This window comes from Bordetella muralis (genome assembly GCF_965139205.1).
Lineage (GTDB): Bacteria > Pseudomonadota > Gammaproteobacteria > Burkholderiales > Burkholderiaceae_B > Bordetella_A > Bordetella_A muralis.
Genome location: NZ_CBCSIU010000015.1, coordinates 76,604 through 102,362 on the forward strand (window position 1 = coordinate 76,604; position 25,759 = coordinate 102,362).

Annotated in this window: 22 protein-coding genes; 7 read left to right on the forward strand and 15 right to left on the reverse strand. The window is 58.9% G+C overall.

The window, feature by feature from the left end; genetic code table 11:
- The first annotated feature begins 24 nt into the window (after window positions 1-24).
- A complete protein-coding gene (locus ACNA0I_RS19405; protein ID WP_415807676.1) occupies window positions 25-1,443 on the forward strand; it encodes a short-chain fatty acid transporter in 1,419 nt (472 codons plus the stop codon).
- Window positions 1,444-1,534: 91 nt separating this feature from the next.
- Here ACNA0I_RS19405 and ACNA0I_RS19410 read toward each other — a convergent pair whose 3' ends face one another.
- From ACNA0I_RS19410 to ACNA0I_RS19425, 4 genes are all read right to left on the reverse strand, one after another.
- The gene (locus ACNA0I_RS19410; protein WP_415807677.1) at window positions 1,535-2,083 is read right to left on the reverse strand and encodes a hypothetical protein; all 549 of its coding nucleotides are present in this window, start codon (window positions 2,081-2,083) and stop codon (window positions 1,535-1,537) included.
- Window positions 2,084-2,283: 200 nt separating this feature from the next.
- Complete coding sequence (gene kdgD, locus ACNA0I_RS19415; RefSeq protein WP_415807678.1) at window positions 2,284-3,189, reverse strand: 5-dehydro-4-deoxyglucarate dehydratase; 906 nt, start codon at window positions 3,187-3,189, stop codon at window positions 2,284-2,286.
- Between the two features lie 63 nt (window positions 3,190-3,252).
- Window positions 3,253-4,008, reverse strand: a complete 756-nt coding sequence (locus tag ACNA0I_RS19420; RefSeq protein ID WP_415807679.1) for a FadR/GntR family transcriptional regulator — start codon at window positions 4,006-4,008, stop codon at window positions 3,253-3,255.
- A gap of 230 nt (window positions 4,009-4,238) precedes the next feature.
- Window positions 4,239-5,792, reverse strand: coding sequence for an argininosuccinate lyase (locus ACNA0I_RS19425; RefSeq protein ID WP_415807680.1), 1,554 nt, complete (start codon window positions 5,790-5,792; stop codon window positions 4,239-4,241).
- Between the two features lie 390 nt (window positions 5,793-6,182).
- Between ACNA0I_RS19425 and ACNA0I_RS19430 the strand changes: the two genes are divergently transcribed.
- Window positions 6,183-6,353: a hypothetical protein gene (locus ACNA0I_RS19430; RefSeq protein WP_415807681.1), complete on the forward strand. Its 171-nt coding sequence runs from the start codon at window positions 6,183-6,185 to the stop codon at window positions 6,351-6,353.
- A gap of 462 nt (window positions 6,354-6,815) precedes the next feature.
- Complete coding sequence (locus ACNA0I_RS19435) at window positions 6,816-7,325, forward strand: sensor histidine kinase (protein WP_415807682.1); 510 nt, start codon at window positions 6,816-6,818, stop codon at window positions 7,323-7,325.
- Here the strand turns inward: ACNA0I_RS19435 and ACNA0I_RS19440 are convergent.
- From ACNA0I_RS19440 to ACNA0I_RS19460, 5 genes are all read right to left on the reverse strand, one after another.
- On the reverse strand, window positions 7,307-7,951 hold the full coding sequence (locus tag ACNA0I_RS19440; protein WP_415807683.1) for a UbiX family flavin prenyltransferase: 645 nt from the start codon (window positions 7,949-7,951) through the stop codon (window positions 7,307-7,309). The genes ACNA0I_RS19435 and ACNA0I_RS19440 overlap by 19 nt on opposite strands.
- Window positions 7,952-8,032: 81 nt before the next feature.
- Window positions 8,033-9,016 (reverse strand): Bug family tripartite tricarboxylate transporter substrate binding protein, encoded by a 984-nt coding sequence (locus tag ACNA0I_RS19445; protein WP_415807684.1) that lies wholly within the window; start codon window positions 9,014-9,016, stop codon window positions 8,033-8,035.
- Window positions 9,017-9,085: 69 nt separating this feature from the next.
- Window positions 9,086-10,150 carry an isocitrate/isopropylmalate dehydrogenase family protein gene (locus ACNA0I_RS19450; RefSeq protein WP_415807685.1) on the reverse strand — a complete coding sequence of 355 codons (1,065 nt, stop codon included), beginning with the start codon at window positions 10,148-10,150 and terminating at the stop codon, window positions 9,086-9,088.
- A gap of 116 nt (window positions 10,151-10,266) precedes the next feature.
- Complete coding sequence (locus ACNA0I_RS19455) at window positions 10,267-10,686, reverse strand: cupin domain-containing protein (RefSeq protein WP_415807686.1); 420 nt, start codon at window positions 10,684-10,686, stop codon at window positions 10,267-10,269.
- Between the two features lie 62 nt (window positions 10,687-10,748).
- The gene (locus tag ACNA0I_RS19460) at window positions 10,749-11,609 is read right to left on the reverse strand and encodes an amidohydrolase family protein (protein ID WP_415807687.1); all 861 of its coding nucleotides are present in this window, start codon (window positions 11,607-11,609) and stop codon (window positions 10,749-10,751) included.
- Between the two features lie 225 nt (window positions 11,610-11,834).
- Between ACNA0I_RS19460 and ACNA0I_RS19465 the strand changes: the two genes are divergently transcribed.
- The gene (locus ACNA0I_RS19465) at window positions 11,835-12,713 is read left to right on the forward strand and encodes a GntR family transcriptional regulator (protein ID WP_415807688.1); all 879 of its coding nucleotides are present in this window, start codon (window positions 11,835-11,837) and stop codon (window positions 12,711-12,713) included.
- Window positions 12,714-12,723: 10 nt separating this feature from the next.
- Here the strand turns inward: ACNA0I_RS19465 and ACNA0I_RS19470 are convergent, their stop codons facing one another.
- The 4 genes from ACNA0I_RS19470 to ACNA0I_RS19485 form a co-directional block, all read right to left on the reverse strand.
- Entirely contained in the window at window positions 12,724-13,731 is a 1,008-nt protein-coding gene (locus tag ACNA0I_RS19470) for a Bug family tripartite tricarboxylate transporter substrate binding protein (RefSeq protein ID WP_415807689.1), read from the reverse strand.
- 70 nt (window positions 13,732-13,801) lie between these two features.
- Window positions 13,802-15,139 (reverse strand): NAD(P)/FAD-dependent oxidoreductase, encoded by a 1,338-nt coding sequence (locus tag ACNA0I_RS19475; protein WP_415807690.1) that lies wholly within the window; start codon window positions 15,137-15,139, stop codon window positions 13,802-13,804.
- Between the two features lie 39 nt (window positions 15,140-15,178).
- Window positions 15,179-17,179 (reverse strand): hydantoinase B/oxoprolinase family protein, encoded by a 2,001-nt coding sequence (locus ACNA0I_RS19480; RefSeq protein WP_415807691.1) that lies wholly within the window; start codon window positions 17,177-17,179, stop codon window positions 15,179-15,181.
- Window positions 17,176-19,239, reverse strand: a complete 2,064-nt coding sequence (locus ACNA0I_RS19485) for a hydantoinase/oxoprolinase family protein (protein ID WP_415807692.1) — start codon at window positions 19,237-19,239, stop codon at window positions 17,176-17,178. Before ACNA0I_RS19485 ends, ACNA0I_RS19480 begins: the two co-directional genes overlap by 4 nt.
- Before the next feature lie 140 nt (window positions 19,240-19,379).
- Here ACNA0I_RS19485 and ACNA0I_RS19490 point away from each other — a divergent pair, with 140 nt between their 5' ends.
- A complete protein-coding gene (locus ACNA0I_RS19490; protein WP_415807727.1) occupies window positions 19,380-20,291 on the forward strand; it encodes a LysR substrate-binding domain-containing protein in 912 nt (303 codons plus the stop codon).
- Between the two features lie 534 nt (window positions 20,292-20,825).
- Here ACNA0I_RS19490 and ACNA0I_RS19495 read toward each other — a convergent pair.
- The gene (locus ACNA0I_RS19495) at window positions 20,826-21,701 is read right to left on the reverse strand and encodes a GNAT family N-acetyltransferase (protein ID WP_415807693.1); all 876 of its coding nucleotides are present in this window, start codon (window positions 21,699-21,701) and stop codon (window positions 20,826-20,828) included.
- 135 nt (window positions 21,702-21,836) lie between these two features.
- The gene (locus tag ACNA0I_RS19500; RefSeq protein WP_415807728.1) at window positions 21,837-22,415 is read right to left on the reverse strand and encodes a TetR/AcrR family transcriptional regulator; all 579 of its coding nucleotides are present in this window, start codon (window positions 22,413-22,415) and stop codon (window positions 21,837-21,839) included.
- A gap of 264 nt (window positions 22,416-22,679) precedes the next feature.
- On the opposite strand from ACNA0I_RS19500, the gene ACNA0I_RS19505 reads away from it, so the two are divergent.
- Entirely contained in the window at window positions 22,680-24,137 is a 1,458-nt protein-coding gene (locus tag ACNA0I_RS19505; RefSeq protein WP_415807694.1) for an efflux transporter outer membrane subunit, read from the forward strand.
- Window positions 24,134-25,753: an MFS transporter gene (locus ACNA0I_RS19510; RefSeq protein ID WP_415807695.1), complete on the forward strand. Its 1,620-nt coding sequence runs from the start codon at window positions 24,134-24,136 to the stop codon at window positions 25,751-25,753. Before ACNA0I_RS19505 ends, ACNA0I_RS19510 begins: the two co-directional genes overlap by 4 nt.
- Window positions 25,754-25,759 lie beyond the last annotated feature (6 nt).

Below are 25,759 nucleotides of genomic sequence, written 5' to 3' on the forward strand. Positions count from 1 at the left end.
AATTATGTAATTGGAGATGTTGGTATGGCTGTTTCAGTACAGGAAAGCCGGTCCGCCCGGTTCGCCATGCGTTGTGCCAGTTGGGCAGAACGCTGGTTCCCCGATTCCTGGGTATTCGCCACGGTTGCCGTCTTGATCGTCGTCGTAGCCGCGTTGGCGATGGGAGCTCCCGCTGCCGCTGCGGCCAAGGCATTCGGGGATGGATTCTGGAGCCTGATTCCGTTCACCATGCAGATGGCGTTCGTGGTGATCGGGGGCTATGTGGTGGCGAGCTCCAAACCCGCCTCGCGTTTGATCGACGTTCTGGCGAGAGTGCCCCGTAACGGCCGCTCTGCCGTTGCATGGGTGGCCTTCATCTCCATGCTGGCCTCGCTGCTGAACTGGGGATTGAGTCTGGTATTCGGCGGGCTGCTGGTTAAAGCGCTGGCTCGCCGCACGGACATCAAAATGGATTACCGTGCCGCCGGCGCCGCCGCCTATCTGGGCTTGGGCGCGGTGTGGGCGTTGGGCCTGTCATCATCGGCAGCACAATTGCAGGCCAACCCGGCCAGCTTGCCGCCGTCGATACTGGCCATCACCGGTGTGATTCCTTTTACCGAGACCATTTTCCTGTGGCAGTCGGGCGTCATGCTCCTGGCGCTGGTGATTGTTTCCATCATCGTGTCGTATATGACTGCCCCCGGCGACCAGAGCGCCAAAGACGCCGCAGCCTGCGGCATCGATCCGGTCGTGGTGGTGCCCGAGCTGCCCAAGCGCACGCGCCCGGGCGAATGGCTGGAATACAGCCCGTTCCTGATTCTCGTTCTGGTAGCCCTCGCGGGTGGATGGCTTTGGCACGAATTCGCGACCAAGCCCGCCATCCTCGCCATCTCGGGGCTGAACACCTATAACCTGCTGTTCCTGATGGCGGGCGCGCTGCTGCACTGGCGGCCGCGCAGCTTTCTGGACGCCGTCGCTCGCGCCGTGCCGACCACGACAGGTGTGCTGATTCAGTTCCCGTTGTACGGCTCCATCGCCGCCATCATGACGACAGTACAGGGCGCCGACGGATCCACCCTGGCCCACCACATTTCAGATTTCTTTGTACAGATCGCCTCGCACGATACCTATGCGTTGCTCATGGGTGTGTATTCGGCGATATTGGGGTTCTTCATTCCGTCAGGCGGCGGAAAGTGGATCATCGAGGCCCCGTACGTCATGCAAGTCGCCAACGATTTGCAGTATCACCTGGGCTGGGCGGTACAGATCTATAACGCTGCCGAGGCCTTGCCCAACCTGATCAACCCGTTCTATATGCTGCCGCTGCTAGGCGTACTGGGCCTGAAGGCGCGGGACCTGATCGGATTCACGTTCGTGCAGTTGCTGGTGCATATCCCGCTGGTGCTTGGCTTGCTATGGCTGCTCGGCGCAACGCTGAGCTATTTCCCGCCCATGCAGCCCTGACCGGGCCTCAAAAGCCGAAGCCGTGATGCACCCCAAGGGCATCACGGCTTTCGTCGGTTTGGACAAGACGTACGGCCGCCTTGTCCCAATTTTAGCGCCCCAGCATAGGCGTGTTGTGAGATTGCTGCGAGAAATAGGCTGCTGTAACGACTTGGTCCTCGTAATGTGAAATCGATGCTATCAAGCCCGATGCTGCACCTAAAAGCGCAGATCGGCCCATTCGAGTCGACGTATCACTTCCCGCCAAATACAGATCAGCAAAGAACGGAAGAACCCCGCCATAAGCCATCGCCTTGACGATCCCGACGCGAGCTACCGGGCCCATCAGCGATGCACCAACGACATAACCTGCGGTAGTCGCAACCGACCCCACAGCGGCAGAAGCGATATACATCCCCTCTGATCCGCCCACGGCAGGTCCCAGGGCGCTCGCACCACCAGCACTAGAGATCTCATGTAACGTGAGCTCACGCATAACTCCTCCACATTTCGCTAATAAGAAAAATTTAGCCTCGAAACCTCTGAGGAATACAAAGTCGTCGCACGACTGCGAACAACTGAGGCATTTTGAAATGGGCAGTGTAGGCGTATGAGTCCTATCGACGACGCGAACGCTCGCATCCCCATAAAAATCAGACATTGCTCCATCATTCCTTTGCACAAGGCCTCATCACAGCGATAGGATCTGATCATTCTTCGGCTAACACTGCTCCTGGTCGGTCAAGTGAAGGATTTGTCCCGCTCCAGCAGACATCCTCAGCCAGGCACACCACAAAAAAGCCCTCCGTTTTACGGGAGGGCTAGTTCGAGCCTGCATTACCACAGGCGGCTCATGTGGGCTTACTTGCCGGCGCGTTCGATCAGCGCCTTCAGTTGCGCTTTCTCTTCAGCCGTCAGGTTGGTCAACGGCGCACGAACCGGCCCCGGCTTGTGGCCGATCAATTCAACACCGGCCTTGATGATCGACACGGCATAACCCTTTTGGCGATCACGCAGTTGGGCGAACGGGAAGAAGAAATCGTCCAGGATCTTGGCCATGGTCGCATTGTCGTTGGCGTTCAAGGCGTTGTAGAAACGCAGAGCCAACTCGGGCACAAAGTTGAACACGGCCGACGAGTAGGTGCTCAGGCCCAGACCGTTGAAGCCCTGGGCGAACAATTCGTGCGTGGGCATACCGCCGATGTAAGACAGGCGATCGCCCAGCTTGGCCGTGATGTGGCGGACCAGATCGGTCTTGCCGGTGCCGTCCTTGAAGCCCACCAGGTTGGGGCAAGCATCGGCCAGACGAGCCACCGTGTCAGCCGTCGCCACCGAGTTGGCACGGTTGTAAATGATGACGCCCAGGCGGGTGGAATCGCACACGGCTTTGACGTGTTGATAGATCCCTTCTTGGGGCGCTTCCATCAGGTAGTGAGGCAGCAACAGCAGACCGTCGGCGCCAGCGTCTTCGGCACGGCGGGCGATGTCTTTGGCGATGGCGGTGCCATAGCCGCAACCGGAAATAATGGGGACATTGCCAGCAACCGACTTGGCGGCGCGGGTGACCTCGCCGATTTCCTCGGGGGTCAACGAGAACATTTCACCGGTGCCGCCCGCGGCAAACAGCGCGGCGGCGTCATAGCCCGACAACCAGCCTACGTGTTCCTGGTAGCTGTCCAGGTTCAAGCTGAAATCGTCTTTGAAGTGGGTGACGGGAAACGACAACAGTCCGGAGGCGATGCGGGTCTTGAGTTCTTGCGGTGTCATGTGATCCTCACTAGGTCATAATATGAATTCTGAACAAATCATATTATGAATTTTGAAAACAAGTCAATCGACTTCGACGGGTGTGGGGTGCGCACTACGCCGGGTCAGCAAACGATAGCGCTGGATCCCGATCAACAGGTGCCGTCGCATGGCGTCCCGCGCCCGGTCGACGTCACTGGCAAAAATCGCATCGGCGATTTCTTCGTGTTCGGCCAATATCGTGTGGTCCCGGCTGGGCAGCGGGTCGATGCCCCCCATTACCGTACGCAGCTTGACCCGCGGGATCATCCGGCGCCCGATGTGCTCTAGGAAGGTCTTGAACCGGCTGTTATTGGTAGCCGCAGCGATCGCCATATGAAAGCGAAAATCCGATTCATCGGTCGATTTTCCCTCGGCAATCAATTGTGCAAACTGATCCAATTCAGCCTGGATTGCCGCCTCTTGCGCCGGAGAGCTGCGAGCGGCTGCCAGACCGGCCGCCTCAACCTCGATACCGATGCGCAATTCCAGTTCCTCGATGATGTCCGAGATTTTGTCACTGGCGTGCGAAAACAGGGTCAGGGTTTCGTCCGACTGCTGCGGTCCCAGCACAAACACGCCCGCGCCCTGGCGGGACTCCAGCAAGCCATCGGCGCGCAGGGTCGCCACGGCCTCGCGGATCACGGTCCGGCTAAAGCCGAATTTCTCCACCAGGACTTGCTCGGTCGGCAGCTTGTCGCCCGGCGCGTAGATACCGCCTTCGATCTGGGCACGCAGCTCATCCGCGACCTGAGACGAAAGCGTCTTTTTCTTCGTCGGAGCGGGGGGGCTGGCTTTCAAGGTATTCTCCTGCAATGCGGCGTCGTAAGCCGTCATATTACTGGGAAAACCATGTCATATGACAAATTTCACATCAACGGAAATCACGAATTTTAGTTAACTAAAAACCCCGTCAGGCAGATGACGGGGCTCCCCCGCACTTCTCACCGAAATCTCTCCTGCGCCGCCATCCCCGTCCATGAGCAGAGCGGCTAACCCGCCTGGACGACGGGTGGCCACGCACCGCACAGTCACTGCGCCGGCGCAGTCGCTGCCAACTGGTCGAATTGCCGATCCAGATCCGCCAGGGAATTCTTGATGTGATCGCGACGCGCTTGTATCCACGCCGCCTGGGCCGTCAAACGCTCATTTGCCTCTTTCAGCATCCGTTGCATTTCCGCCGGCTGCGGGCCGCCCGAGGTGTGGCGGTTTTTCACGATCGCCACCGGATCCAGTGTCGAGCGAAACTCGGCTTCGCTCATCTGCAGCTCGGCAGGATAGTCTGTGCCCTTCACCGCCTCAGCATAGATCCGGCGAGCCTGTTCATACGGAAAATCCAGGGGCTTGATGTTATTGGTCTTGGCATAGTCCACTACCTCCGAGGCAAAGTGATGGCCAACCCGGAATGGCAGCTTGTATTTACGCATCAGCACATCGGCCAGTTCCTGGGATGCCGTCCAATCGCTGTTGAGCTCTTCCAACGCCCGTTCCGGGCTCACCACCAGGGCTTTCAAGACGCGATCCCAGCGCTTTAACACGACGATGGCGCTATCGACCATGGCGGCATTCTGCTTGTCGTCTTTCGGGTCACTCATGCCCGGTGTGATGTTATGCGTCTGCCAGACCGGCCCCATCGCCAATGTCACCGCCGTCGAGGCGTCGCTGCGCGTGCTGTTCAGCAAACCGGGATTGCGTTTCTGAGGCATCGCGCTGGATACATAGGTATTGCCGCTGCCCTCCTGCAACAGGATCCATGGTCGCGGCTGCGCGTACTGCGTCATCACGTCCTCGATAAAGTTGCCCGTATGCAAGGCGATGCTGGTGACGATAGCCCCCACTTCGACCGGTTGATCCATCGCCGATATCTGCGCCGCATCGTAGGCGTTGTCCACCACCGCCTCAAAGCCCAGGTACTGGGCCATACGTTTGCGATCCAGCGGCCAGCTCGTGCCATTAAGCACCGTCGTCCCCATGGGGGAACGGTCAATCCGCGCGTAGGCCTCGCGAATACGCTGCGCGTCACGATCCAGGCCCGCTGCATGGCCCAGCAAATAATGGCCGTAGCTATTGGGCTGCGCCGCCACACCGTTCGTATAGTTGGGCACGACGGTATCGGCGTGTTTAGCCGCCAGATTCACCAGCGTCGTCGAGGTGGCATTCAGTTGATCGGCCAGCTCCAGCAGTTTGTCGCGCAGGATCGCGCTACGGTAGGTCGCATGCATATCCTGGCTGGATCGTCCGGCATGCAATAGCGTGATGTCCTGCCCCGCCGCCTTGATCAACAGCGGCTCAAACGTAATCACGGTGGAGGGCCGTTTTGCGCCGGGCTGATTACCGTCGTTGATGACCTTGGCAACACCTGCAGCCAGGCGGGCGCCCAGCGCCTTATCCAGCAGTCCCTCGTCGGTATTGATCACCGCGGTGGCTTTGTTGATTTCCCCCAGCCAGAAAAAGGGATCGCGCGCGGGCGCTTTGTTGGTCGCCGCAGCCTCGGCTTTAGCGGGCGCCGGCTGCTGTGCCCAGACACCGCTACTGGCCAACGAAAAGATAAACGCGACACTCAAAATAACGGGGGTATGTCTCATCCTTTGCTCCAAGAATCCGCGTCGCTCCTACCGAGAGGGGAAGCGGCATAGCCGCAAGACCGCGGGATTGGTCTGATTTGAGTCCAATACTGGCTAAACGTCCAGGCATTAATTTAATGCGGATAGCATCTCGGGAACAGGCGCTCAGCGTGTCTACTGATTCCCGTCCAATCCAACGCCCGAGCAAGTCATTATGCTGGCAAAACTGGCTTCAACCCGCCCTATCCTCTTTGGGCGAGTCCCCCACTCTTGCCCGAATAGGTCTGTCTCACGTAAAATTCCCTATAACAAAACCCGCCAAGGCTCTGCGCACAAACGTACCCTCAAACCGGCGGGTTACTTTTTTGGGCCGCCAGGGCTCTCAATGCCGAACGCATTGACGGGCAGGCGATGAAACGCCCCTTTGGCAAACCTGCCACTACTCACGCTCAGCAGGTCATACAACTGCAACGCCGCGGCATGATCGTTGATGATCCGACAGCCGCTGCGTTTTCCCTGCAGCACCTCAATTACTATCGCTTGAGCGCTTATTGGCTCCCTTTCGAGGCCGATCACGCGTGAATTCACCATCACTCCACTACTGCCCCGCAAGAAACCCGCAGAACTCGCCCCCAGCTTCAACACGGCTCCCGCAAGCTCTACAACGCGTTAGCCTTTCTCTTGCATTGCATCGATCTGATCTCGCCCAGTCATTGTTGGCGAACACGTCTAAAACATCTCATCACCTCGCATGACGTCTCCATGTCGAGTATGGGGTTTCCTGCAAACTGGCACACTCTGCCTATATGGCAGGACAGAGGGGACTTCACCGCTGCATCGCTATCATCAACGGGCTAATACATTCCGACGGGGTGTTGATGCAAGGACCTGCCGCAAAGCCTTCAGGCAGCCCACAATCTGCAATCTCTGATCGATGCGTCGACCCAGCAATATGAAGCAAATGTGGATTTCTCGTCTGAAACGGAGCTTTTCCCATTTCATGGTGCAAAATTTCGCTTTATGCCTCTTTTCCCACGCCCGACTATGAAGCTCGGCATCACGTCCAAGTTGTTTCTGGCAGTCCTCGTCTCGTGCGCGATCGTGCTGCTGATCAACAACTTTGCCTCGCGTATCAGTTTCCAGCGCGGCTTCCTGGGCTATCTGAACGAACAAGGGGAAAGCCGCATGCTGTCGGTCATACCGCGCATCGCCCAAGCCTATCAAGCCCATGGCAGCTGGGATTTTCTGCGCACCGACAATCTGCAGCCCTGGTTTGAATTCATGCGCCCCGATCCCCTTCCGGATCAGCCCCGGCTCGCGCCGCCAGTGTCCGACCAAACGGGAGCCATCCTGCGTTTCGCGCTGCTGGATCGCGACTATTCATTCATCGTTGGCAATCCTGACGCCAATCGCAGCTCCATCCTGCGTCCGGTCAATGTGAACGGAGATACCGTGGGATGGATGGCCCTCGTGCCCTTTCAACAAGCGGTTTCGGCAGGCGATGTACGTTTCTACGAGTCCATCGACGGCGTAGGCTACCGTTTTGAGTCTTGATCGGCTTGATCGTCATCGTCATCGATATCGCCGATCTCCACCGCATTCGGCACCTCGCCCCAGCGCGGCATATTAGGCATGTCCAAGCCAAAACAATCCAGCGCGCGTCCCAACGATTGATCCACAATGTCCTCGATGGACTTGGGATTCGTATAAAACGCCGGGACAGGGGGATGGATGATCGCCCCCATCTCCGTTGCCGTCAGCATATTACGCAGATGACCTGCATGCAGCGGCGCCTCGCGCACCATCATCACCAGCGTACGGCGCTCTTTCAGCACCACGTCGGCTGCGCGCGTCAGCAGCGACGTCGTCACGCCGGTGGCGACCTCGGCCAGACTGCGTACCGAACACGGAGCAATCAGCATGCCCATCGTGCGAAATGAGCCGCTGGCGATTGCCGCTCCAACATCGTTAATGGGATACACGACATCTGCCAAGGCATGCAAATCTCGCCGGCTCAGCTGAGTTTCGTATTCGCGCGTCATTTCCCCGGCCCGCGACACCACCAAGTGAGTCTCGATGCCGAGCTCACGCAGCACTTGCAGCGCGCGTATACCGTAAACCACCCCGGTCGCACCGGTAATGCCGACAATCAGGCGGCGGGGGGAATTGGACTGCTTCATTATTCAGGGAGCCTTGGGGGAACGAGATTGCGCACGGACGAATCCAGATACTTTAACGTATTTGAAGTTCCCCGCTTCAGCCTAGTCTTTCGTCACCCCGGCACTCTGCACCACGGCGCGCCAGCGATCGGACTCCTGAGCGATAAATCGCCCGAATGCCTCCGGACTGCCTTTTACGGGCATCGATCCCAGTTGCGCCAGACGTTGCCGGGTTTCCGGTTCGTCCAGAATCAGATTCACCTGTTCGTTCAAGTAGGACACAATGGGCTTTGCCACCCCTGTCGGCGCCAACAATCCATACCAGACCGGTGCATTGAATTGCGGATACCCCGCCTGGGCAAACGTGGGCACGCCAGGCAATGCCTCCAGCGGCTGATCGCCCGTCACCGCCAGAACCTTCACCTTGCCGCCTGCGACTTGCGGCACTGCCGAGGGTGCGGTATCGAACATGGCCTGTATCTGCCCACCGATCAGATCCACCATCGCGGGGCCGCTGCCCTTATAGGGCACATGCTGCATATCGAGCGTGTTCTGCGATGCAAACAGATACCCTGCCAAATGCACGGAGGTCCCCGCGCCACCAGAGCCGTAGTTGACCTCGCCAGGATGCTGTTTGGCATACGTGGTAAACGTCTTGACGTCTTTGAAAGAACTGGTCGCGCTGACCAAAAGCACTGTCGGCGAGTTCGCGATATGGGCAATGGGAGTGAAGTCCTGCGTCACGTCATAACGCAGTTTCGGATACAGAGACGGGTTGATGGACAAAGTCACCTGGCCGAATAACAACGTGTAGCCATCGGCCGCCGCACGTGCAACGAACTCGTTGCCGATATTGGTACCTGCACCGGGACGATTTTCCACAATCACGCTGGCGCCTAGCCTGTCGTTCAAGCGCGAGGCGATATAACGCGCGATATTATCGCTGCCGCCTCCCGGAGAAAACGGCACGACCACCGTCACCGGGCGTGCCGGATACCCATCCGGCCCATTACCCGCCATCGCCACAACAGGCGCAACCATCCCCAGTGCAGCACATAGTGCCGCACGCAAACGTGCAATATTCATTGATGTCTCCTCACTCAACCGGCAGGTGGCTCGAACGGCCACCTTGACGGCGATATGCTTAGTTCAGAATCACAACTGTTTGGCCACTGCGGCGCCAAACGCTTGAGTCCCTATGCTGCCGCCAATATCCGGCGTACGCGTGGCCGGATCGTCCAACACCCGATCAACGGCGGTATGGATCGCCTGCGCGGCCTTTGCGTAGTTTTCCAATTGGCGGTGCTCGCCCACCCAATCCAACAGCATCGCCACTGACAGAATCATGGACGTAGGATTGGCCTTGTCCTGTCCCTGGATGTCGGGCGCCGAGCCATGTTGAGCCTGTGCGCAACATAGATCATCGCCTGCCATTACCGAACCCGCCAGGCCCAGGCTGCCCGACAGCTCGCTGGCCAGATCGGAAAGGATATCGCCATAAAAATTCTCGGCCACCAGTACGTCAAAGCGCTCCGGCGATTTCACCAGATGCGCGGTCGAAGCATCGACCAGCAGATCATCCAATGCCACCTCAGGAAACTCCGCTGCGACGTTGCGTACGCACTCCAGAAACAGCCCGTCCGTCATGTGAAAGCTATTTGCTTTGTGGATAGCGGTCACTTTTTTTCGGCGTTTCATCGCCAGCTCGAAAGCACGACGGGCAATACGCTCGCTGCAATGACGCGTGATCTTGCGCACGGACAATGCCATATCGGGCGACGGCATCATTTCGCCCCAACCGCGCGCCATATTCCTATCCGGATAGAAACCCTCGGTCGCCTCGCGCATGATCACCAGATCCATCTTGCGGCCCGCGCGCATATTGCTGGGGATACTCTCACGTGTACGCGCCGGCCGGACGTTGGCGTACAGATCCAGGCCCACGCGAAATGTGCCCGAAATATTGCGACCACCCTTTTCCGGGGCGGGATAGTCTGCATGCGATTGCGTGCCCAGAATAATGCCATCGTAGGCGCGCGCGCCCTGCAGCACCTCTTCACGCAGTGTCGTGCCATGTTTTTCCAGGCTGACAAAACCCACATCCTCGTACACGAAAGAGAGGTCCAGGCCATAGCGCTGATCAGCGGCCTTGAGCACGTTAACGGAGGCTTCGACAATTTCGGGCCCGATACCATCACCGGGCAGCACCAAGAATTTCATGTTCCTATCCTAAAAAATAACCGCTTATTTGTTGTGCTTGCAGCGTCATGCGCATCCTCACCCTGAACGAGCCAGGCACCGTGACCATTCACGCCGCCCAGGGCAGTTCCAGGTGATTAGCCTTGGCTGCCATGCTCCGCCGCAATGGGCCGCGTTTCGCCGCTGTCTACCAATGTGCGAGTGGCATTCTGCGAGCCGTAAATCCACAGAATCTTCATAGGCTCGGTCTGCGATGCATTACGAAATCGATGCGGCACCCCTGGCGGAATAAACGTGACGTCCTGCGCCTTGACCACGAACTCCTCGCCATCGATGTCAAAGATCGCATTCCCCTCGACCAGCATCACACTTTCCTCGCAGTTGTGATGATGAAAAGGAATCTGCGCGCCGCCCTGAAACTCGGTATAGCCGGTAATGAACGCAGTCGCACCGACGTCGCGCGTGACCAGCGGCGTCGTGCTCGCACCACCGCCTCGGTCATGTTTTTGAACCGTTTCCGGTTGGATCAGCACCGCATTGGAGCTTGTCTTGATCATGAGTACATTCCTTTAAAAAACAACCCGTGCATGACGCTTACCTGCACGGACACATAGCCAAATCAAAGATCGAAGCCATAGAGACGCGCAGGGTTGTCGACCATCAACGCGTTGAATTGCTGCGGGTCCGAGACCCACTTGCGTAACAACATCAGCATGGCCGCCACGTCCACCTCTCGGAACGGCTCGATCTCCGGCACTGCGCCCTTGCGCTGGCCATTCCCGCCGGTATGCGGCCAATCGGATGCCCATACCAGGCGATCCGGCGCGATCTCCAGGCACTCGCGCACCATGGACGCCAAGTCAGCGTACTCGGCCACCTGCGACACCCGATACGGCGCCGAAAGCTTCATCCACACATGACGGCAGGGCAATAGCAAGGCCAGCGTTTTCATCGATGCAGCACCGCCGCCAAAATGATCCAGTACGACAGGCACTTTCGCATTCCGCAACACCGGCGCCAACACAGCCAACGTATCGCTATCGACGTGCAATTGCACATGCCAGCCACGCCCGCTGATCCGATCTGCTGCCGACTGAAAGCTCTGAATCAACACCGACGGATCCATGGCGGCATGCACATGAAAATTCAAACGCACGCCTCTTACCCCTTGGTCCTGCAACGCATCCAGCTCCGATTCAGGCACGGTGGCGGGATCCACGACAGCAACGCCACGAGCCCGCTCCACGCCCAACGTTCGCAATGCCTGGCACATGGCGCGGTTATCCAGTCCGTAGCAACTGGGCTGCACCAGCACTGCTCGCTCAATGCCCAGCGAGGACTGCCACTGCCGTAACGCCTGGACTGGTGCCGCCGCGGGGGTATAAGCCCTGCCGGCGTCATAGGGATAGCGCTCGGGGCAAAACACATGCACGTGGCAGTCACAGGCATGGGCTGGCAAAACGGTCACAACAGAGGACATGTGAACTGCCTAATCAAGGGAAGCGTCTCGGCTGAGCGCTCCGGGGTATCGGCCCTGGAAACAATCGAGTGGTCTTTTGTTAAAATAAAGTACCATTCATTCAAACCCCGGCGCAAGCAAATTTTGAAACCGAACCATCGCCCCGGACGAACCCGGCATCGTCAAACGTGCGCCTCTCGCTGGCACTGAGATACGATAGGCAGGCATTCCCTTTCCATTGAGCGCATGTCCCAATCCCTTCAGTCTCAACTCGCCACCGATATCCTTCAGCGGATCAATGCTCAGTCGATGCCGGCAGGGACACGTTTGTCCGAACGCAGTCTGGCCGAGGCACTGCGGGTGTCTCGATCCCCGGTGCGCACGGCGCTGCGGCAATTAGCCGACCAGGCATTGATCGATCCCCATCCCGACGGCGGATTCGTAGTTGGCGCAGGCGCGCTCCAGGTCAAACCCACGGCCCTGATCAGCACGTCCGACCAGGAAGACCTCTACCTGCGCATTGCGCAGGAACGGCTCGATGGCAAGCTGCCCGCGCGAGTATCTGAAAATGAATTGATGCGCCGCTACGAGGTCACGCGCAGCCAGCTCACCGACATACTGCGCCGCATTTCAAACGAAGGCTGGATGGAACGGTTGCCCGGCCATGGCTGGGCCTTTACCGAGGTCATGACGTCGTCGGTCGCTTATGCGGACAGTTATCGATACCGCATCCTGGTCGAGCCGGCCGCGATTCTGGAACCTACGTTTCGCATCGACGAAGCTGGGCTGAAACAATGCCGCCAGGAACAACAATCCCTGGTCAACAGCGAAGTGCATCATGTATCGCCAGCGCAGATTTTCGACGCCAACACGCGGCTGCACGAAACCATTGCGGCGTGCTGCGGCAACACTTTTATTCTGGATTCACTGCGGCGCATCAACCGCGTTCGCCGGTTGATGGAATACCGTAAAGCCGTGGACCGGCAACAGGCGTTGCGCCGTTGCGAGGAACACCTGGTGTTGATTGATCTGCTGCTGGCGGGGCAACTGGAAAAAGCCTCCAGCATGATGCGCACCCATCTGCGGGACGCTGCCCGCGAAAAGCGGGCAGTGGTATCGGCGTAGCGGAAAAGCTTTAAACGTGGATGCCCGCGACCTGGACCAATTTCTTCCAGCGCTGGCTTTCCTGGGCCATGAACGCAGCCGTCTCTGCCTGGGACATCTTTGGCATGAGCGGCGTGCCCTGGCGTTCGAAATTTTCCACCAGTTGCTTATTATCCCGTGCGGCCTCGAAAGCCTGTCCCAAGCGGTCCACGATACTTTGCGGCGTCCCTGTCGGCGCCCACAAGCCGTTCCACGTCACAATCGTGAAGTCTTTCTTCAACAGCTCGCTCAGCGTCGGGATATCGGGAGCTACCGAAAGCCGTTCGCCATTGGTCGTGGCAATCGCCCGCAAACGTCCAGACTGCACCAGTGGCCCCACCACGGACCATGGATCCACCGCATACGTCAACCGGCCGCCGATGACATCCGCCATCACCCCCTGCGAGCCTTGTTTGTAAGGCACGTGCAACAGATCGGGATACCCCAATTCCGCCGCCAGGCTTTTGCAGATGATGTGGCTGGACGTCCCCACACCGTTCGAGGCATAGCTGTCGGTCTGCGGGTTCGCCTTGATATGGGCTGCCAAGTCATCCAAGGTATGGATCTTGCTCTCGGCCGAGACCACCACAAACACCGGCACACTGATCGTGACTGCAATCGGCGCAAAATCCCGCGCAGGATCATAAGGCAGGTCGGCATACACGAACGGCGCGATGACATAAGGTGTCGCCGCGCTATACAACAGGGAATAGCCATCCGGCTCGGCGCGTGCGATGACATTGGCGCCCAGATTGCCGCCTGCTCCCGCGCGGTTTTCAACCACGACGGAAGCGCCTTTTATGGCTTTCGCGACCACCTCCGCGTAAACGCGCGCTGCAATATCGGTACTGCTGCCTGCTGAAAATGGCACCACGAATTTGATCGGACGGTCTGGATAGTTCGCTGCATTAGCGGGATTGGCCAGGGCCAAACGCCCGCCCCCCAAAACCGCAGGTGCAGCGGCAAGTGTGCCCAAAAACGCTCTTCGGCTATAACGCATCGTTGTATTCCCCTTGTTGACGTGATCACTGCTAAAAACCGAGCTGCTGCACCATGGCGGCAGCGGTCATTCAATACAGAATGCTGGGTTGCAAGCGCCGTCCGTCTATCAAGCGCTCATACGAAAAATCATCCAACGCTATCTCGGCACGCCCATGTACCATCCATTGCGCCAGACTTCGCCCCGCTCCCAATGACGAGCTGAAGCCATGGCCGCTAAAGCCGGTACATAGAAACAAGCCAGGCAAACGCGAAACCTCTGAAATGATGGGAATGCCATCCGGCGTGTTGTCGATCATTCCCCCCCAGGCCTTATCAATCAGATTCGGTCCCATGCCTGAAAACAAAGCCGCCGCGTCCTCATAAGCACTTCTGACCAGATTCATATCGGGCTTCGGATCGAGAATCCGGTGGCGGGTATAAGGCGACTGGTTCAAATAGAAATAGCGAAACTCATCCCAGAGCTGGGCAAAGAATTTGCGCCCCAGAGAAACATTGACGTTCGCCTTTCTGGCTTGATACAGCGACCGGAACGTCATCCCGTAACGCAGCAGATCGGGCACCACGTGCATGGTGCCGCGTCCGCTCTTGGCCAGAGTCAGACCGCCATCCTCCCGATCACGAAATGAGAACTGCGTCGCACGGGCGGGCGAGCGGCCGCCGGTGTCGAACTGCAGGCTCTTCGATGCCGACGAATGTACCTGCAGGATCGGCAGCCGCAGCCGATGCTTCCTGCAAAACATGGAGGACCATGCACCGCCAGCCAAGACCACTTGCTTCGCTCGCACGATGCCCTTTTCTGTCTGGACGCCCGCAATACGGCCGCCCTCGATCAGCAACTCATTTACGGCGCACTGCTGAACGATTTTTGCGCCCTGCTCCTGCGTATGCTTGGCTAACAACGGAATCGCCCGAGACGGCTCGGCATAGCCATCCCGCTCGGTGAGTATCCCTCCGATCCAGGCGGACTTTCCCCACGCATGCGTAGCGTTGGCTTCGCGCGCGCTCAACATCTTGGACGGAACACCGCGCGCGGACGCCGCGCCATGCCATCGTTCCCAGGTTTGCAGTTCCTTGGGGTTATCGGTCACGAACACTACGCCGGTCTCGCGAAATCCCACATCCGCACCGATGTCGGATTTCAGATGACGCCACAGATCCACACTGAGCTTTGCCATCTCCAACTCGCGGATATCCCGCCCGAGTGTGCGGCACCAGCCCCAATTTCTACTGCTTTGTTCCGCCGCGACCCATCCCTTCTCGATCACTGCGACGCTGGCGCCCAATCGCGTCAGTTCATAGGCCGTCGCGATCCCCGCCGCTCCCGCTCCGATCACCACGACATCTGCCGATGGCGGTGGCGACTGAGCCGTATCCACGCGCAAGAGCGCTTGCTTCAGTTGTTGCATGACAATGGCTGCCTGATAGAGTTCTTGGTCGCTCAGACATCACGCGTCTGCGGCTTGCAATTGGGGATAGGCCCTCTGCATCTGCTCGAATATCTCGTCGATCAGTTCAGGCCGTGTGTCGCTGGCGTCTTGCCGCACTCGCTGGTCCACCGCGTCAAAGATCTTTATCTTGAGAAAATGCCGCCAGATCGGCGCCACACCTGCCAGATGCTGAGTCAGCTTCGCATATCGGGCCGGTGTCCATACCGATTCGAACGCCGTTCTGCCATCGCCGTAGTCATAGTGCGCGCCGTTCGGAGCCTGATCGGCAGATAGCTGAGCGCGCAGCGCTTTGGTTTCGTCCCGGCGAACTTCGTCACCGTCGATCACCACGCCGTACTGCTGACGGGCGTTACCGACCGACACATAACCGCAACGCACATCGTGCAGCACTTGCTGAGGATCCCGCTCAAAGGGCGAGCCATAGCCGCCGCCTCCGCAGCCATCCAATCGAATCACATCACCGGGTTGGCATTGAATAAAATCGTTGACGCCCAGATCCTCTTCGTGCGGCGTGCCAGGATTGCGTGTGAATTTCGACACCGTACCGGCCTTACCCCCTAGCACTCCCCAGGACGCAAAGCGCGAGCGATCGCGGTTGCGTGCCGTGACCGCCGAGTTGGGCGTAAAGACCTGAAACTCCATCGAGGTACCCAGTCCTCCGCGATATTTTCCAGGCCCGCCGCTATCGGGGACCATGCCATAGCGAGTAATCCGGATCGGCACCTCGGTCTCATTGATCTCTACCGGCGTATTACGCAAGAACGCTACAATCGCGCCCGACGCATCGACTCCATCGCTCCACGGGTCTCCGCCCGCACCACCGCCTACAGGCCCGATAGCAGCAATGATGTTCTTACCCGAGCGATCCGTGGTCTTGACGTTCACGATGCTCATGCCACCAGCCGGAGACGCAGGCAAGCGATCTGGCACAACCTGGGAAAACACACCCATCGTGGCGTATTGCACGACCTTGCATGTCAAACTGCGCATTCCTACAGCGGCTGGCGGCAAAGGATTGACTACCGACCCCTCCGGCAAAATGCATCGGGCGACGCGCAACATCCCCGCATTGAGCAAGATGTCCGGATTCAAGGAATACAGTACGTAGTTCAGGCCCACCAAGGCCAACACATGACGCTCTTTGCCGCCGGTGGGCATATTCAGCGATGAATTCAACTGAGGGTCGCTACCCGAAAAATCGAACTCCAGACTGCCATCCCGGATACGCAGCGTAATCGCAACGCGCAAAGGCTTGCCGTTCAACGAATCTTCGTCGGCATATTCTGCAAAGAAGTATTCGCCGTCCGGCATGGACCGCACGATGGCGCGCGCCTGCTCCTCGGAATAATCCAGCATGGCCTCTACGCCATCCTGGAACGTCTCCAGTCCGAATCGCTCGATGATCTCGAGAATGCGCCGCTCGCCGGTCATCAGCATGGCGATCTGCGCCTGCAAGTCACCGCGGTTCTGCTCGGGCGAACGCACGTTGATTTCCATCATGCGCATCAACTCATTATTGAGTTCGCCACGGCGCACGATCTTGGTCGGCGGAAAACGGATGCCTTCTTGCTGCACCTCGGTCAGGGTACGCGACAACGAGGCAGGAACAGCGCCTCCCATATCGGTATTATGAATATGCCCCCCAACAAAGCATACAATCTTGCCCTGGTAATACACGGGCTTCCACATCATGATGTCGGGCGTATGCGTCGCGACGAAGCCACTGTAGGCATCGTTCGTCATGCAGATATCGCCCGGCTCGTAGCTGTCAATCATCTGGATCACGCTGCCAAAATCCAATCCTGGGTACCAGGTGGCTCCCAATGTCTTCGGTGACGCAAACGTCTGCCCTGCCAGATTCATGATCGTGCAGGAAAAGTCCTCCGTTTCCTTCACAAATGCCGAATGAGCCGTACGCATCAAGGTATGCGCCATGCTCTCAGCAGCCGCAACGCAGTAGTTGGCAAAAATCTGCAGTACCGTTTTATCGAAATTCATTTGATCCTCGCCCGATTCAGTTCAAGCGCTGTAAGCTCGAGATTCCCGTAGACATCCACCTGCGCGTCAAAGCCGGGCAGCACGCATGTTGTGCAATCGTCCTGCGCCACGATCGCCGGCCCGCTGAACGTCTGTCCGGCGAGCAATTTGTCCCGCCGATAAAGCGGCACATCCCGATACTCGCCTTCCATCCAGACTTGCAACGTGGACTCGGTTGTCGGCGTTCCCGAGCCTTTGGCGATATGGCGCAATTCCGGCTTGGGAGTTCTATACGTAATCACCAGGCGTATCGCGACGATCTGAACGTCGGCGCTCGCATCACCATGCCCGTACAGACGTTCATGCTCTTGATGAAAGGCATGGCTCAATTCATCGATCCGGCCTTGCTCCAGCCATGCGCGCTGAATAGGCGTATCGATCTCGAACGACTGGCCGCGGTATCGCATATCCGCAGAGACATCGATCTCGGCGCCGCTATCGCTGCCGACCTCGGCGACGAGCCATTCGCGCGCCCGCGTCTCCAGTGCCTGGACCGCAGTCGCCAGACCAGGCAGCGTCCCCGCATTCAGATCGCAATACGTGGTCTGAACGAAGTCGTTCTTCACATCGGCAATCAACCCGCCCAGAGCGCTCAGCACTCCCGGCGTCGTAGGCACCAGCAGTTTCTGTACCTTGAGCGCCTTTGCGAGATAGCAGGCCAGCATCGGGCCCGCACCGCCAAAAGGCATCAGGTTGAACACCCGCGGGTCGATACCGAACCGCGAGATCACTCGGCTGACTCCAGCATACATGCTCGATACGGACACGTTGACGATGGCTTCGGCAGTGCGCAGCACGTCCGTTCCCAAACGCTCGGCCAATGGCGCAATTGCCCGACGCGCGGCATCGACATCGACTTTGACGGCGTTGTAGCCCAACTGCTGCGAGCCGATCACACCCATCACGGCAAACGCGTCCGTGATGGTGGGCTGAGTCCCGCCCTTGCCATAGCACACGGGCCCCGGGGTCGAGCCTGCACTTTGCGGCCCCACCTTCAACACGCCCAGATCGTCGACCCAGGCAATGGAGCCGCCGCCATCGCCCACAGACGATACGGAAACCGAAGGAATATGAATCTGAAAATCGCCGATGTATTCGCCCGTCGCGAACTGCGGTTTGCCATCCACGATCAACGCGATATCAGCGGTAGTCCCGCCGATATCCAGGCTCATGCAGTTGGGGATATTGCACAACTTGGCGATATACGCTGCGCCAATCACCCCAGAGGCCGTGCCGGATAGAATCATCTGGACGCAGTTCGCTTTGCCGTGCTCCGCACTCATGACGCCGCCATTGGACTTCGTCACTTTCAGGTCGACAGGAACACCGCTCTCGCGCAATGCCCCCTGCAAGCTCTCCAGATAATGCGACACGCGCGGCTGCACATAACCGCCGATGACCGCTGTCAAGGTACGCTCGTATTCCCGGATGATCGGCCAGACTTCGTGCGAGCACGACACAAACATACCCGGCAACGCACGCTGCAAGATCGCCTTGACCTCGATTTCGTGGGCAGGATTACGATAAGCATGCAATAGGGAAATCACGATCCCTTCGCAGCCCGCCTCGCGCAAGGATTCTGCCACAGCCAACACGCTGGCCTCATCGACGGGCGACACCACGCGTCCGTCTGCGGCCATCCGCTCGTCGACCCCGAACACCCGGTCACGGGAAATCAACGGCACGGGGCGTTTGGACATCAGGTGGTACATGTCCGGGATCTTCAGGCGGCCGATATCAAGCACGTCCTCGAAATTGCGCGTCGTAATCAGCGCCAGCTTCAATCCGCGGCGCTGCACCACGGCATTCACGCCCACGGTCGTGCCATGTGTGAAATACGACACCTGCGCAGGATCAATGGCATACCGCGCCTTCAGTTGCTCGATACCGGCCAACACCTCGCTGCCTGGCGCGTCGGGGCGGGAAAATACTTTCAAGGTCTGGATGGTCCGCGTCGACTCATCCAACACGGCGAAATCCGCAAAGGATCCACCGATATCCACGCCTATCCGAAGGCTCATTGGGCACTCCTCAAAATTGGGGGTCAGATTCGAGCAGCCCCCCGATCAGCTGCATCAATGTGCCCATGGTAGGGATTCGCATCCCATATGACTAATTGAATTATCATCAGATGTCATGCAAAAATGATATGACCCTTTCCATGCTGAATTTCCGCCAGATCGAAACATTCAGAGCCGTCATGCTGACGCGGTCCATGACCCAGGCGGCCAAAGACCTAAACACGACCCAGCCCAACGTCAGCCGGGTCATCGCCCAATTGGAAAGCCGCATCGGTCTGCGCTTGTTTGAACGCATCGCGGGCAAACTCATCCCCACACGGGAAGGCGAGGTTTTCTTTCGTGATGTCGAATTGACGTTCGCAGGCCTGCGCAGCCTGGAGCGATCTGCGGCGACATTGCGTACGCGCGGGACAGGACATTTGCGCATCTCGGCCGTGCCGTCTCCTGCCCTGGTGACCGTACCCGAGGCCATCCGGCTGTTCGCGGAAAAATTCCCCGACGTCACGGTATCGTTGCATGTGGCGGACTCCATCACGGTCTGCCAATGGACCGCTGCAGGTTATAGCGACATCGGCGTCGCGTCCGATATTTTCAGCAACCCGGGCATCGGCCATCACGTGGCCAGCAAATCGCTGGGCGTCTGCATCGTATCGACCAAGCATCCCCTGGCCACGAAACGCCGCCCGCTGACCCCCAAAGACCTGGCGGGCGAACGATTTCTCTCGCTGTCACCGAACGACGCCATGCGCAAGGTGATCGACGCCGTGTTCGCCGCGGCAGGCGATCAGCGGCGCCTATCCTACGAATCGCATTTTGCCGCCGCGATCTGCCATATGGTGGATCTGAATCTAGGCGTCAGCATCGCCAATCCCGATGTCGCCGACAGCTTTCGGTCCTTGAATATTGCGATCAAACCGTTTGCGCCGGATATCGTGTTCTCAACATATCTCGTGTACCCGTCGGGAAATCCGCTCAGCCTGTTGGCCAAGACTTTTTGCGAGTGCTACCAGACCGTAGCGACCCGCCGGCGATTACTGAGAGATTCGCCCTGAGCAGCCTCGCGGAGGCACCCAGCCTGGTCAATGACAAGCAAGAGATCTTTCGCATTACGACTTACATATCATCCGCACGCTCTATGCATCATCACCGCATGCATCAACTATCGCCAAGCAGGTCTTCCAAACTGGCACCGCGCCACCCCGCCCCATGCCCGGACCGATCGCCATTTTCGGGGGTGCAGGGCACCCGAAAATGGCAGCCCTGCAAGATCTTCCTCTTTGCCAACACGGCNGCANAAAAATGCCAAGCAAAACAACCGTGCCAGCGATGTCATGAGCTTGAGTTACTGCGAGTCGAGCCGAGGCAATCGGGCCGTGAGGGCTTCACAAAGCCGGTCCGGCGCGCGGGCGCCGGACACCGTGTTCGCTCGTCTCGTCCGCGCCTTCGCGCTCCCTTCGACATCCGCTCCACTCGGCTTTGAGGCGCCCTCACGGCCCGATTGCCTCGGCTCGACGTCCATAAGCACGCTAACGTCGCCGACACCGAAGCCCCCCCAAACTGCCTCGCCATATATCTTCAACACTTGCCTAACCCAATGCCTGTGCCGCCAAGGCATAAGCATGAAACTTCCCATCGCCCGCGGCAGGCGCACCGCAGACCATCCGTGTGCCTGTATCGACCCGCATCAACCCCGCCGTGGCCAGCCAGCTGGCAATACCCATCTCAGGTGGAATATCAATGCGTACGAATCGGCCCGCGCAGACAGCTAGCCAATGCGCGATCAATACACGCGCTGCCTTTTCATCAACGGCGACGACAGGCCCGATCAATTCGCCACGCCCAAATGGACGCAACATCGAAAACCCGATCATTTCGTCATGCTCTTGCAGTACCACGCCCTGCCCTTGATCGAGCAATGCTTGCATTAGCGGGCGGCGCGACAGCCCCGATGCCCGCCGGTCCAATTCGGCCAGGGCATCCAGATCATCACGTATCGCAGGACGTAGAGACCAACCCGCCGGTAGCGTCTCAAGCTGCTTGTCGATCGCCACGCCCTGATGCTGGCTGATCTGCCCCACCGGTTGAAAACCATGCCGGGCGTACACGCCTGCGCCATGCGGCGTCGCATGCAACAGCGCTGCAGGCGCCGACAAGGTATTCAATATGCGCGCCACCAATTGGCTTGCAATACCTCGCCCCCGATACGCCTCAGAAACAATAATCATCCCCAACGTAGCGTATGACCCAAAATCCCAATGCATGGCGACGCCAATCAGCTGATCGCCGTCGAGCACCGCTACGCCACTACCCAGCGGATAGATGAATTGCCAATCCTCCAGCCGGTGCGGCCACCGGGCGGCTTGCGACAACCCCCATGCCTGCGCCAGGTCCTCCGGCCGCAGCGCCCGAAACACCATTCCACCCCAAACGGGGCCTTCACCAGATTCAGTTTGCTCTTGCACAATGCGCTCCCATTCCAAAATGGGCAATTCTTTGCACGGAAACTGCCATATTATTGCGACAATTGAACGAGGCCATCAACCGCGTCACGCTCTACAAAGTGCTGGGTGGCAGCGCGGACGCGTCATCGACCGTGGCTAACGCGGACCAAACGCCTTAAAGAAAGTCTCCAACGCCAAATTGGCCCAGCGCTTGCGCTGGGCCGCTGTCGGCGGGCGATCGGACAACAACAAGCTTTGCAGTTGAATGTGTCCACGGACCAGGCTGAAAAAGACCGCAGAGGCCTCTTTGGCAGTCATTGCGCCTAGATCCAACTCTTTGGCTTGCACCGCCCGCTCTAGATGTTCGGCCACGATCGTGCAATAGACCTTGGGGCCTTTCTCGTAAAAAGTGCGCGCCAGCTCTGGAAAGCGGATCGCTTCCGCTGCCGCCACGCGGAACAGAGCCAGGCCCGACGGCGCCAATCCAAAATCCAGGTATGCGTTTGCCAGGTCGGCCAACACCGCCCGGATACCTCCCGACATCGACCGCCCGGCTCTGAGCGCGTCCATATGCATGGCGCATTGCCGTTCGATCACCGCAGCAAACAAGGCCTCTTTGGTAGGGTAGTGCGCATAAACCGTGGCTTTGGACACACCCGCGGCCTGCTGAATCATGTCCGTCGTCGCCGCAGAAAAACCGTGCGTCAAAAAAACATCGCGCGCAGCATCAAGCACCGCCAATGCCTTGCCCGTTGGACACGGAGACGATTCCGAGGACTTGAAACCGCTGCCAGGGCCAGGCTGTGCGCCGTTTGTTCCTCGTGCAGCCCCCGCGTTCCTCGACTGGCCCGCAGCGGATTCAGATTGGTGATCGGCCTTTTTCATCTGCGTATGTGTACCGTTCGGTTTAAAAAATGATTGACCTGTCTCTCGACAAAGAATACCATACTGTACCGAGAGGTTTAGTTCAATCCGCAAAGTTTTCGTACGGCTTATCCCATGTCTATCGTCACCTACTTCGGCAGCCGGGCAGCGCCAATTCTGGCCTTGGCGTTGCTTGCCGGCTGCGCCGTCGGCCCGGATTTCCAGGCACCGCACGCGGCGCTTGACGGCATGCAGCTCCAGCCTAAAGCGGGGCACGCTCGACAAACACTATCGGCGGACCCCGTACCCCGAGACTGGTGGCACTTGCTGAACGATCCGGTGTTGGACAGCCTGATCGCCCGAGCTTGGGAAGGTAACCTCGACATACAAACTGCCGCGCTGCGCGTACAGCAGAGCCGCGCGCGCTCTGGCATCATCATGTCCAGCCTGTTTCCGCGCATCGGGCTGGACGCCGGCGTGACGCGCCAGGCGCTGAGTGAAAACGGGCCGATGGTCGCCCTCGGGGCTCCTACGGCTGCGACCGATCTGTGGCAGGCAGGTTTTGATGCCAGTTGGGAAATCGATATCTGGGGCAGATTGCGCCGGCAACGCGAGCAGTCCCTCGCCTCGCTCGAGGCCTCGGTCTATGAAGAACGCGGCGTACAAGTCTCCTTGTCCGCGGAAATCGCCCGGCAATACCTCGCGCTGCGCGGCGTGCAGACACGCCTGGCTATCGCGCTGCAAAACCAGGATATCGCAACCCATCTTGTCCGACTGACGCAGAGCCGCCAGAAAAATGGCGTCGCAACGCGTTTTGACGTCGCCTCGTCCCTGTCTCAACAGGCGTCCGTCGATGCGTTGATTCCACAATTGCGCGATGAGCAGAATGTCCTGCTCAATGCGCTGGCGCTGCTGGTCGGCGAACCACCTCGCAGTCTGGATGCTCAATTGGAGCAAGCCCGCGCGCTGCCCAACGCCGCTGTACAGCTGCCCGTTGGACTACCCTCTGAACTGGCCCTGCGCCGTCCCGACATCCAACGTGCCCAGGCTGATCTGCACGCGGCCACCGCTGCAATCGGCGTGGCCAAGGCGGACTTTTATCCCCGTATATCCCTGATCGGCAGCTTTGGCACTCAGGCTTTTGATCGTGATGACCTGGGCTTATGGAGCTCTACGAATTTCTCTATCGGCCCAGCCATTCATTTGCCGATTTTCGAAGGCGGCCGCCTGACACGCACGCTGGAGCTCACCGAACTGAAGCAGAAAGAGGCCGCCATTAGCTATCGTCGAACCGTGCTGCAAGCCTGGCACGAAGTCGACAATGCCTTCAACGCTCTCGTCGCGCAACAACAGCGGCAGACCGCATTGCAGCGCGCCATGACCGAAAGCCGAGAGGCGCTGGACGCCGCAGAAAGTGCCTATCGTGCCGGGGCGACAGACTACGTCACAGTCCTGACCGCTCAGCGCAACCTTTTAGCGAGCGAATTGGAGCTCAGCAATGCGACTACGGGTAGCGCCGTGGCGATCGTCTATCTCTACAAAGCGCTAGGTGGCGGCTGGGCACCGCAGGCAGAGACCAAGGCACAATCATGACCTCGACCACGGCCTCTCTTGCCGCGCCGCCAGCCTCAGGCAATATTGCTGCGGCGGCGGCATCGACCAGCGCACCGTCAATCGCCGGCGCTCCGTCTCCGAACAACATTCCCGCAGCGGCCAGCCATAACGCCAACACACTCACCCCGCGCCTGGCTGTTGGGTTGACCGGCATATTCCTGGCCGCCATGATCGCTGGCATCAATAACCGGGTAGGTTCGTTGGCCCTGGCCGATCTGCGTGGCGCCAGCGGCTTTGGCCTGGACGATGGATCCTGGATCACCACCGTCTATAGCGCTGGCGAACTGCTTGCCATGCCGATCGCGGGCTGGTTTGCGATCACGCTCAGTTTGCGCCGTTTTCATCTGATGATGCTGGGAACCTGCAGCGCGATTGCCTGCTTACTACCGTTCGTGCACGACATGAGCTTGTTGTTGATCCTGCGCGCGCTGCAGGGGTTGACCGCCGGTTCCCTGATCCCCTTGTTGATGATGGCCGCACTGAGATTCCTGCCGCCATCGATCCGGTTGTATGCACTGGCGCTGTACTCGATGACAGCGACCTTTGCGCCCAACGTGTCTACATGGTTGGCCGGACTATGGACCGACCAATTGCTTGATCTGCGGATGGTGTATTGGCAGATCATCCCTGCAGGCCTGGTTGCAGGCCTATTGGTCGCCTGGGGTGTGCCGCAAGACATGCCCAAACCCGAGCGCTTTAGTCAGGCGAACTGGTTCGGGTTGATTTTCGGCGCCCTCGGCCTGGGGCTCGTGGCCGTCGGTCTGGATCAGGGAAATCGACTCGAATGGTTCTCCTCCCCATTGATCAGCACCTGCCTTGTCGTAGGCATACTGCTGGTGGCGTACTACCTGTTTACGGAATGGCACCATCCTGCACCGTTCATCAAACTGCAATTGCTGGGCCGGCGTAACCTGGGACTGGGCTTCACGATTTTCTTTTCCTTGTTGGTCATCTTCCTGTCCGGATCATTGCTGCCTTCACTGCACCTGGGCCACGCCTGGAATTATCGTGCGCAGCAAAGCGCTCCCATCGGCTTGATGATCGGGCTTCCCCAACTCATTGTCGCTCCCGCGGTGTCGCTGCTGCTATACCGCAAATGGGTAGACGCCCGTGCCGTCATGGCGCTAGGGCTCGCATGTCTATCCTTGTCTTGCGTGATAGGCGCACACCTGACATCCGAATGGATGTGGATGGAATTCATCTGGGCCCAGAGCCTGCAAGCCATCGGCCAACCGTTGGCGGTCGTGGCGCTGCTGTTTCTGTCGACCAGTGTGGTTCAACCTATGGAAGGCCCCTATGTCTCAGGCATGGTCAATCTCCTGCGCGCCTTGGGGACATTGGCAGGCTCCGCGGTGATCAGCCGCCTGATCGAACTGCGCACGCGCTTTCACAGCGAAATGCTGCTGGATCACGCCGCGCGGGCGCAGACTCCCGCACCGGCTGACTTGGCATCCGCGATCGCCGGCCAAGCTGCCGTGCTGTCCGTCGCCGACGCTTATTGGACGCTGGCGGTCTTCGCAGCCATCTTGATTCCGCTGGTATTCGCCCTCCAATACATCCCCTCGCCGACAGTGGCGATGCATTCGAAACACTGATTCAAA

Coding starts and splice junctions, on each gene's coding strand:
- ACNA0I_RS19405 (WP_415807676.1), top strand. CDS start 25: ATGGCTGTTTCAGTACAGGAAAGCCGGTCCGCCCGGTTCGCCATGCGT.
- ACNA0I_RS19410 (WP_415807677.1), bottom strand. CDS start 2,083: ATGTCTGATTTTTATGGGGATGCGAGCGTTCGCGTCGTCGATAGGACT.
- kdgD (WP_415807678.1), bottom strand. CDS start 3,189: ATGACACCGCAAGAACTCAAGACCCGCATCGCCTCCGGACTGTTGTCG.
- ACNA0I_RS19425 (WP_415807680.1), bottom strand. CDS start 5,792: ATGAGACATACCCCCGTTATTTTGAGTGTCGCGTTTATCTTTTCGTTG.
- ACNA0I_RS19430 (WP_415807681.1), top strand. CDS start 6,183: ATGAAACGCCCCTTTGGCAAACCTGCCACTACTCACGCTCAGCAGGTC.
- ACNA0I_RS19435 (WP_415807682.1), top strand. CDS start 6,816: ATGAAGCTCGGCATCACGTCCAAGTTGTTTCTGGCAGTCCTCGTCTCG.
- ACNA0I_RS19440 (WP_415807683.1), bottom strand. CDS start 7,951: ATGAAGCAGTCCAATTCCCCCCGCCGCCTGATTGTCGGCATTACCGGT.
- ACNA0I_RS19445 (WP_415807684.1), bottom strand. CDS start 9,016: ATGAATATTGCACGTTTGCGTGCGGCACTATGTGCTGCACTGGGGATG.
- ACNA0I_RS19450 (WP_415807685.1), bottom strand. CDS start 10,150: ATGAAATTCTTGGTGCTGCCCGGTGATGGTATCGGGCCCGAAATTGTC.
- ACNA0I_RS19455 (WP_415807686.1), bottom strand. CDS start 10,686: ATGATCAAGACAAGCTCCAATGCGGTGCTGATCCAACCGGAAACGGTT.
- ACNA0I_RS19460 (WP_415807687.1), bottom strand. CDS start 11,609: ATGTCCTCTGTTGTGACCGTTTTGCCAGCCCATGCCTGTGACTGCCAC.
- ACNA0I_RS19465 (WP_415807688.1), top strand. CDS start 11,835: ATGTCCCAATCCCTTCAGTCTCAACTCGCCACCGATATCCTTCAGCGG.
- ACNA0I_RS19470 (WP_415807689.1), bottom strand. CDS start 13,731: ATGCGTTATAGCCGAAGAGCGTTTTTGGGCACACTTGCCGCTGCACCT.
- ACNA0I_RS19475 (WP_415807690.1), bottom strand. CDS start 15,139: ATGCAACAACTGAAGCAAGCGCTCTTGCGCGTGGATACGGCTCAGTCG.
- ACNA0I_RS19480 (WP_415807691.1), bottom strand. CDS start 17,179: ATGAATTTCGATAAAACGGTACTGCAGATTTTTGCCAACTACTGCGTT.
- ACNA0I_RS19485 (WP_415807692.1), bottom strand. CDS start 19,239: ATGAGCCTTCGGATAGGCGTGGATATCGGTGGATCCTTTGCGGATTTC.
- ACNA0I_RS19490 (WP_415807727.1), top strand. CDS start 19,380: ATGCTGAATTTCCGCCAGATCGAAACATTCAGAGCCGTCATGCTGACG.
- ACNA0I_RS19505 (WP_415807694.1), top strand. CDS start 22,680: ATGTCTATCGTCACCTACTTCGGCAGCCGGGCAGCGCCAATTCTGGCC.
- ACNA0I_RS19510 (WP_415807695.1), top strand. CDS start 24,134: ATGACCTCGACCACGGCCTCTCTTGCCGCGCCGCCAGCCTCAGGCAAT.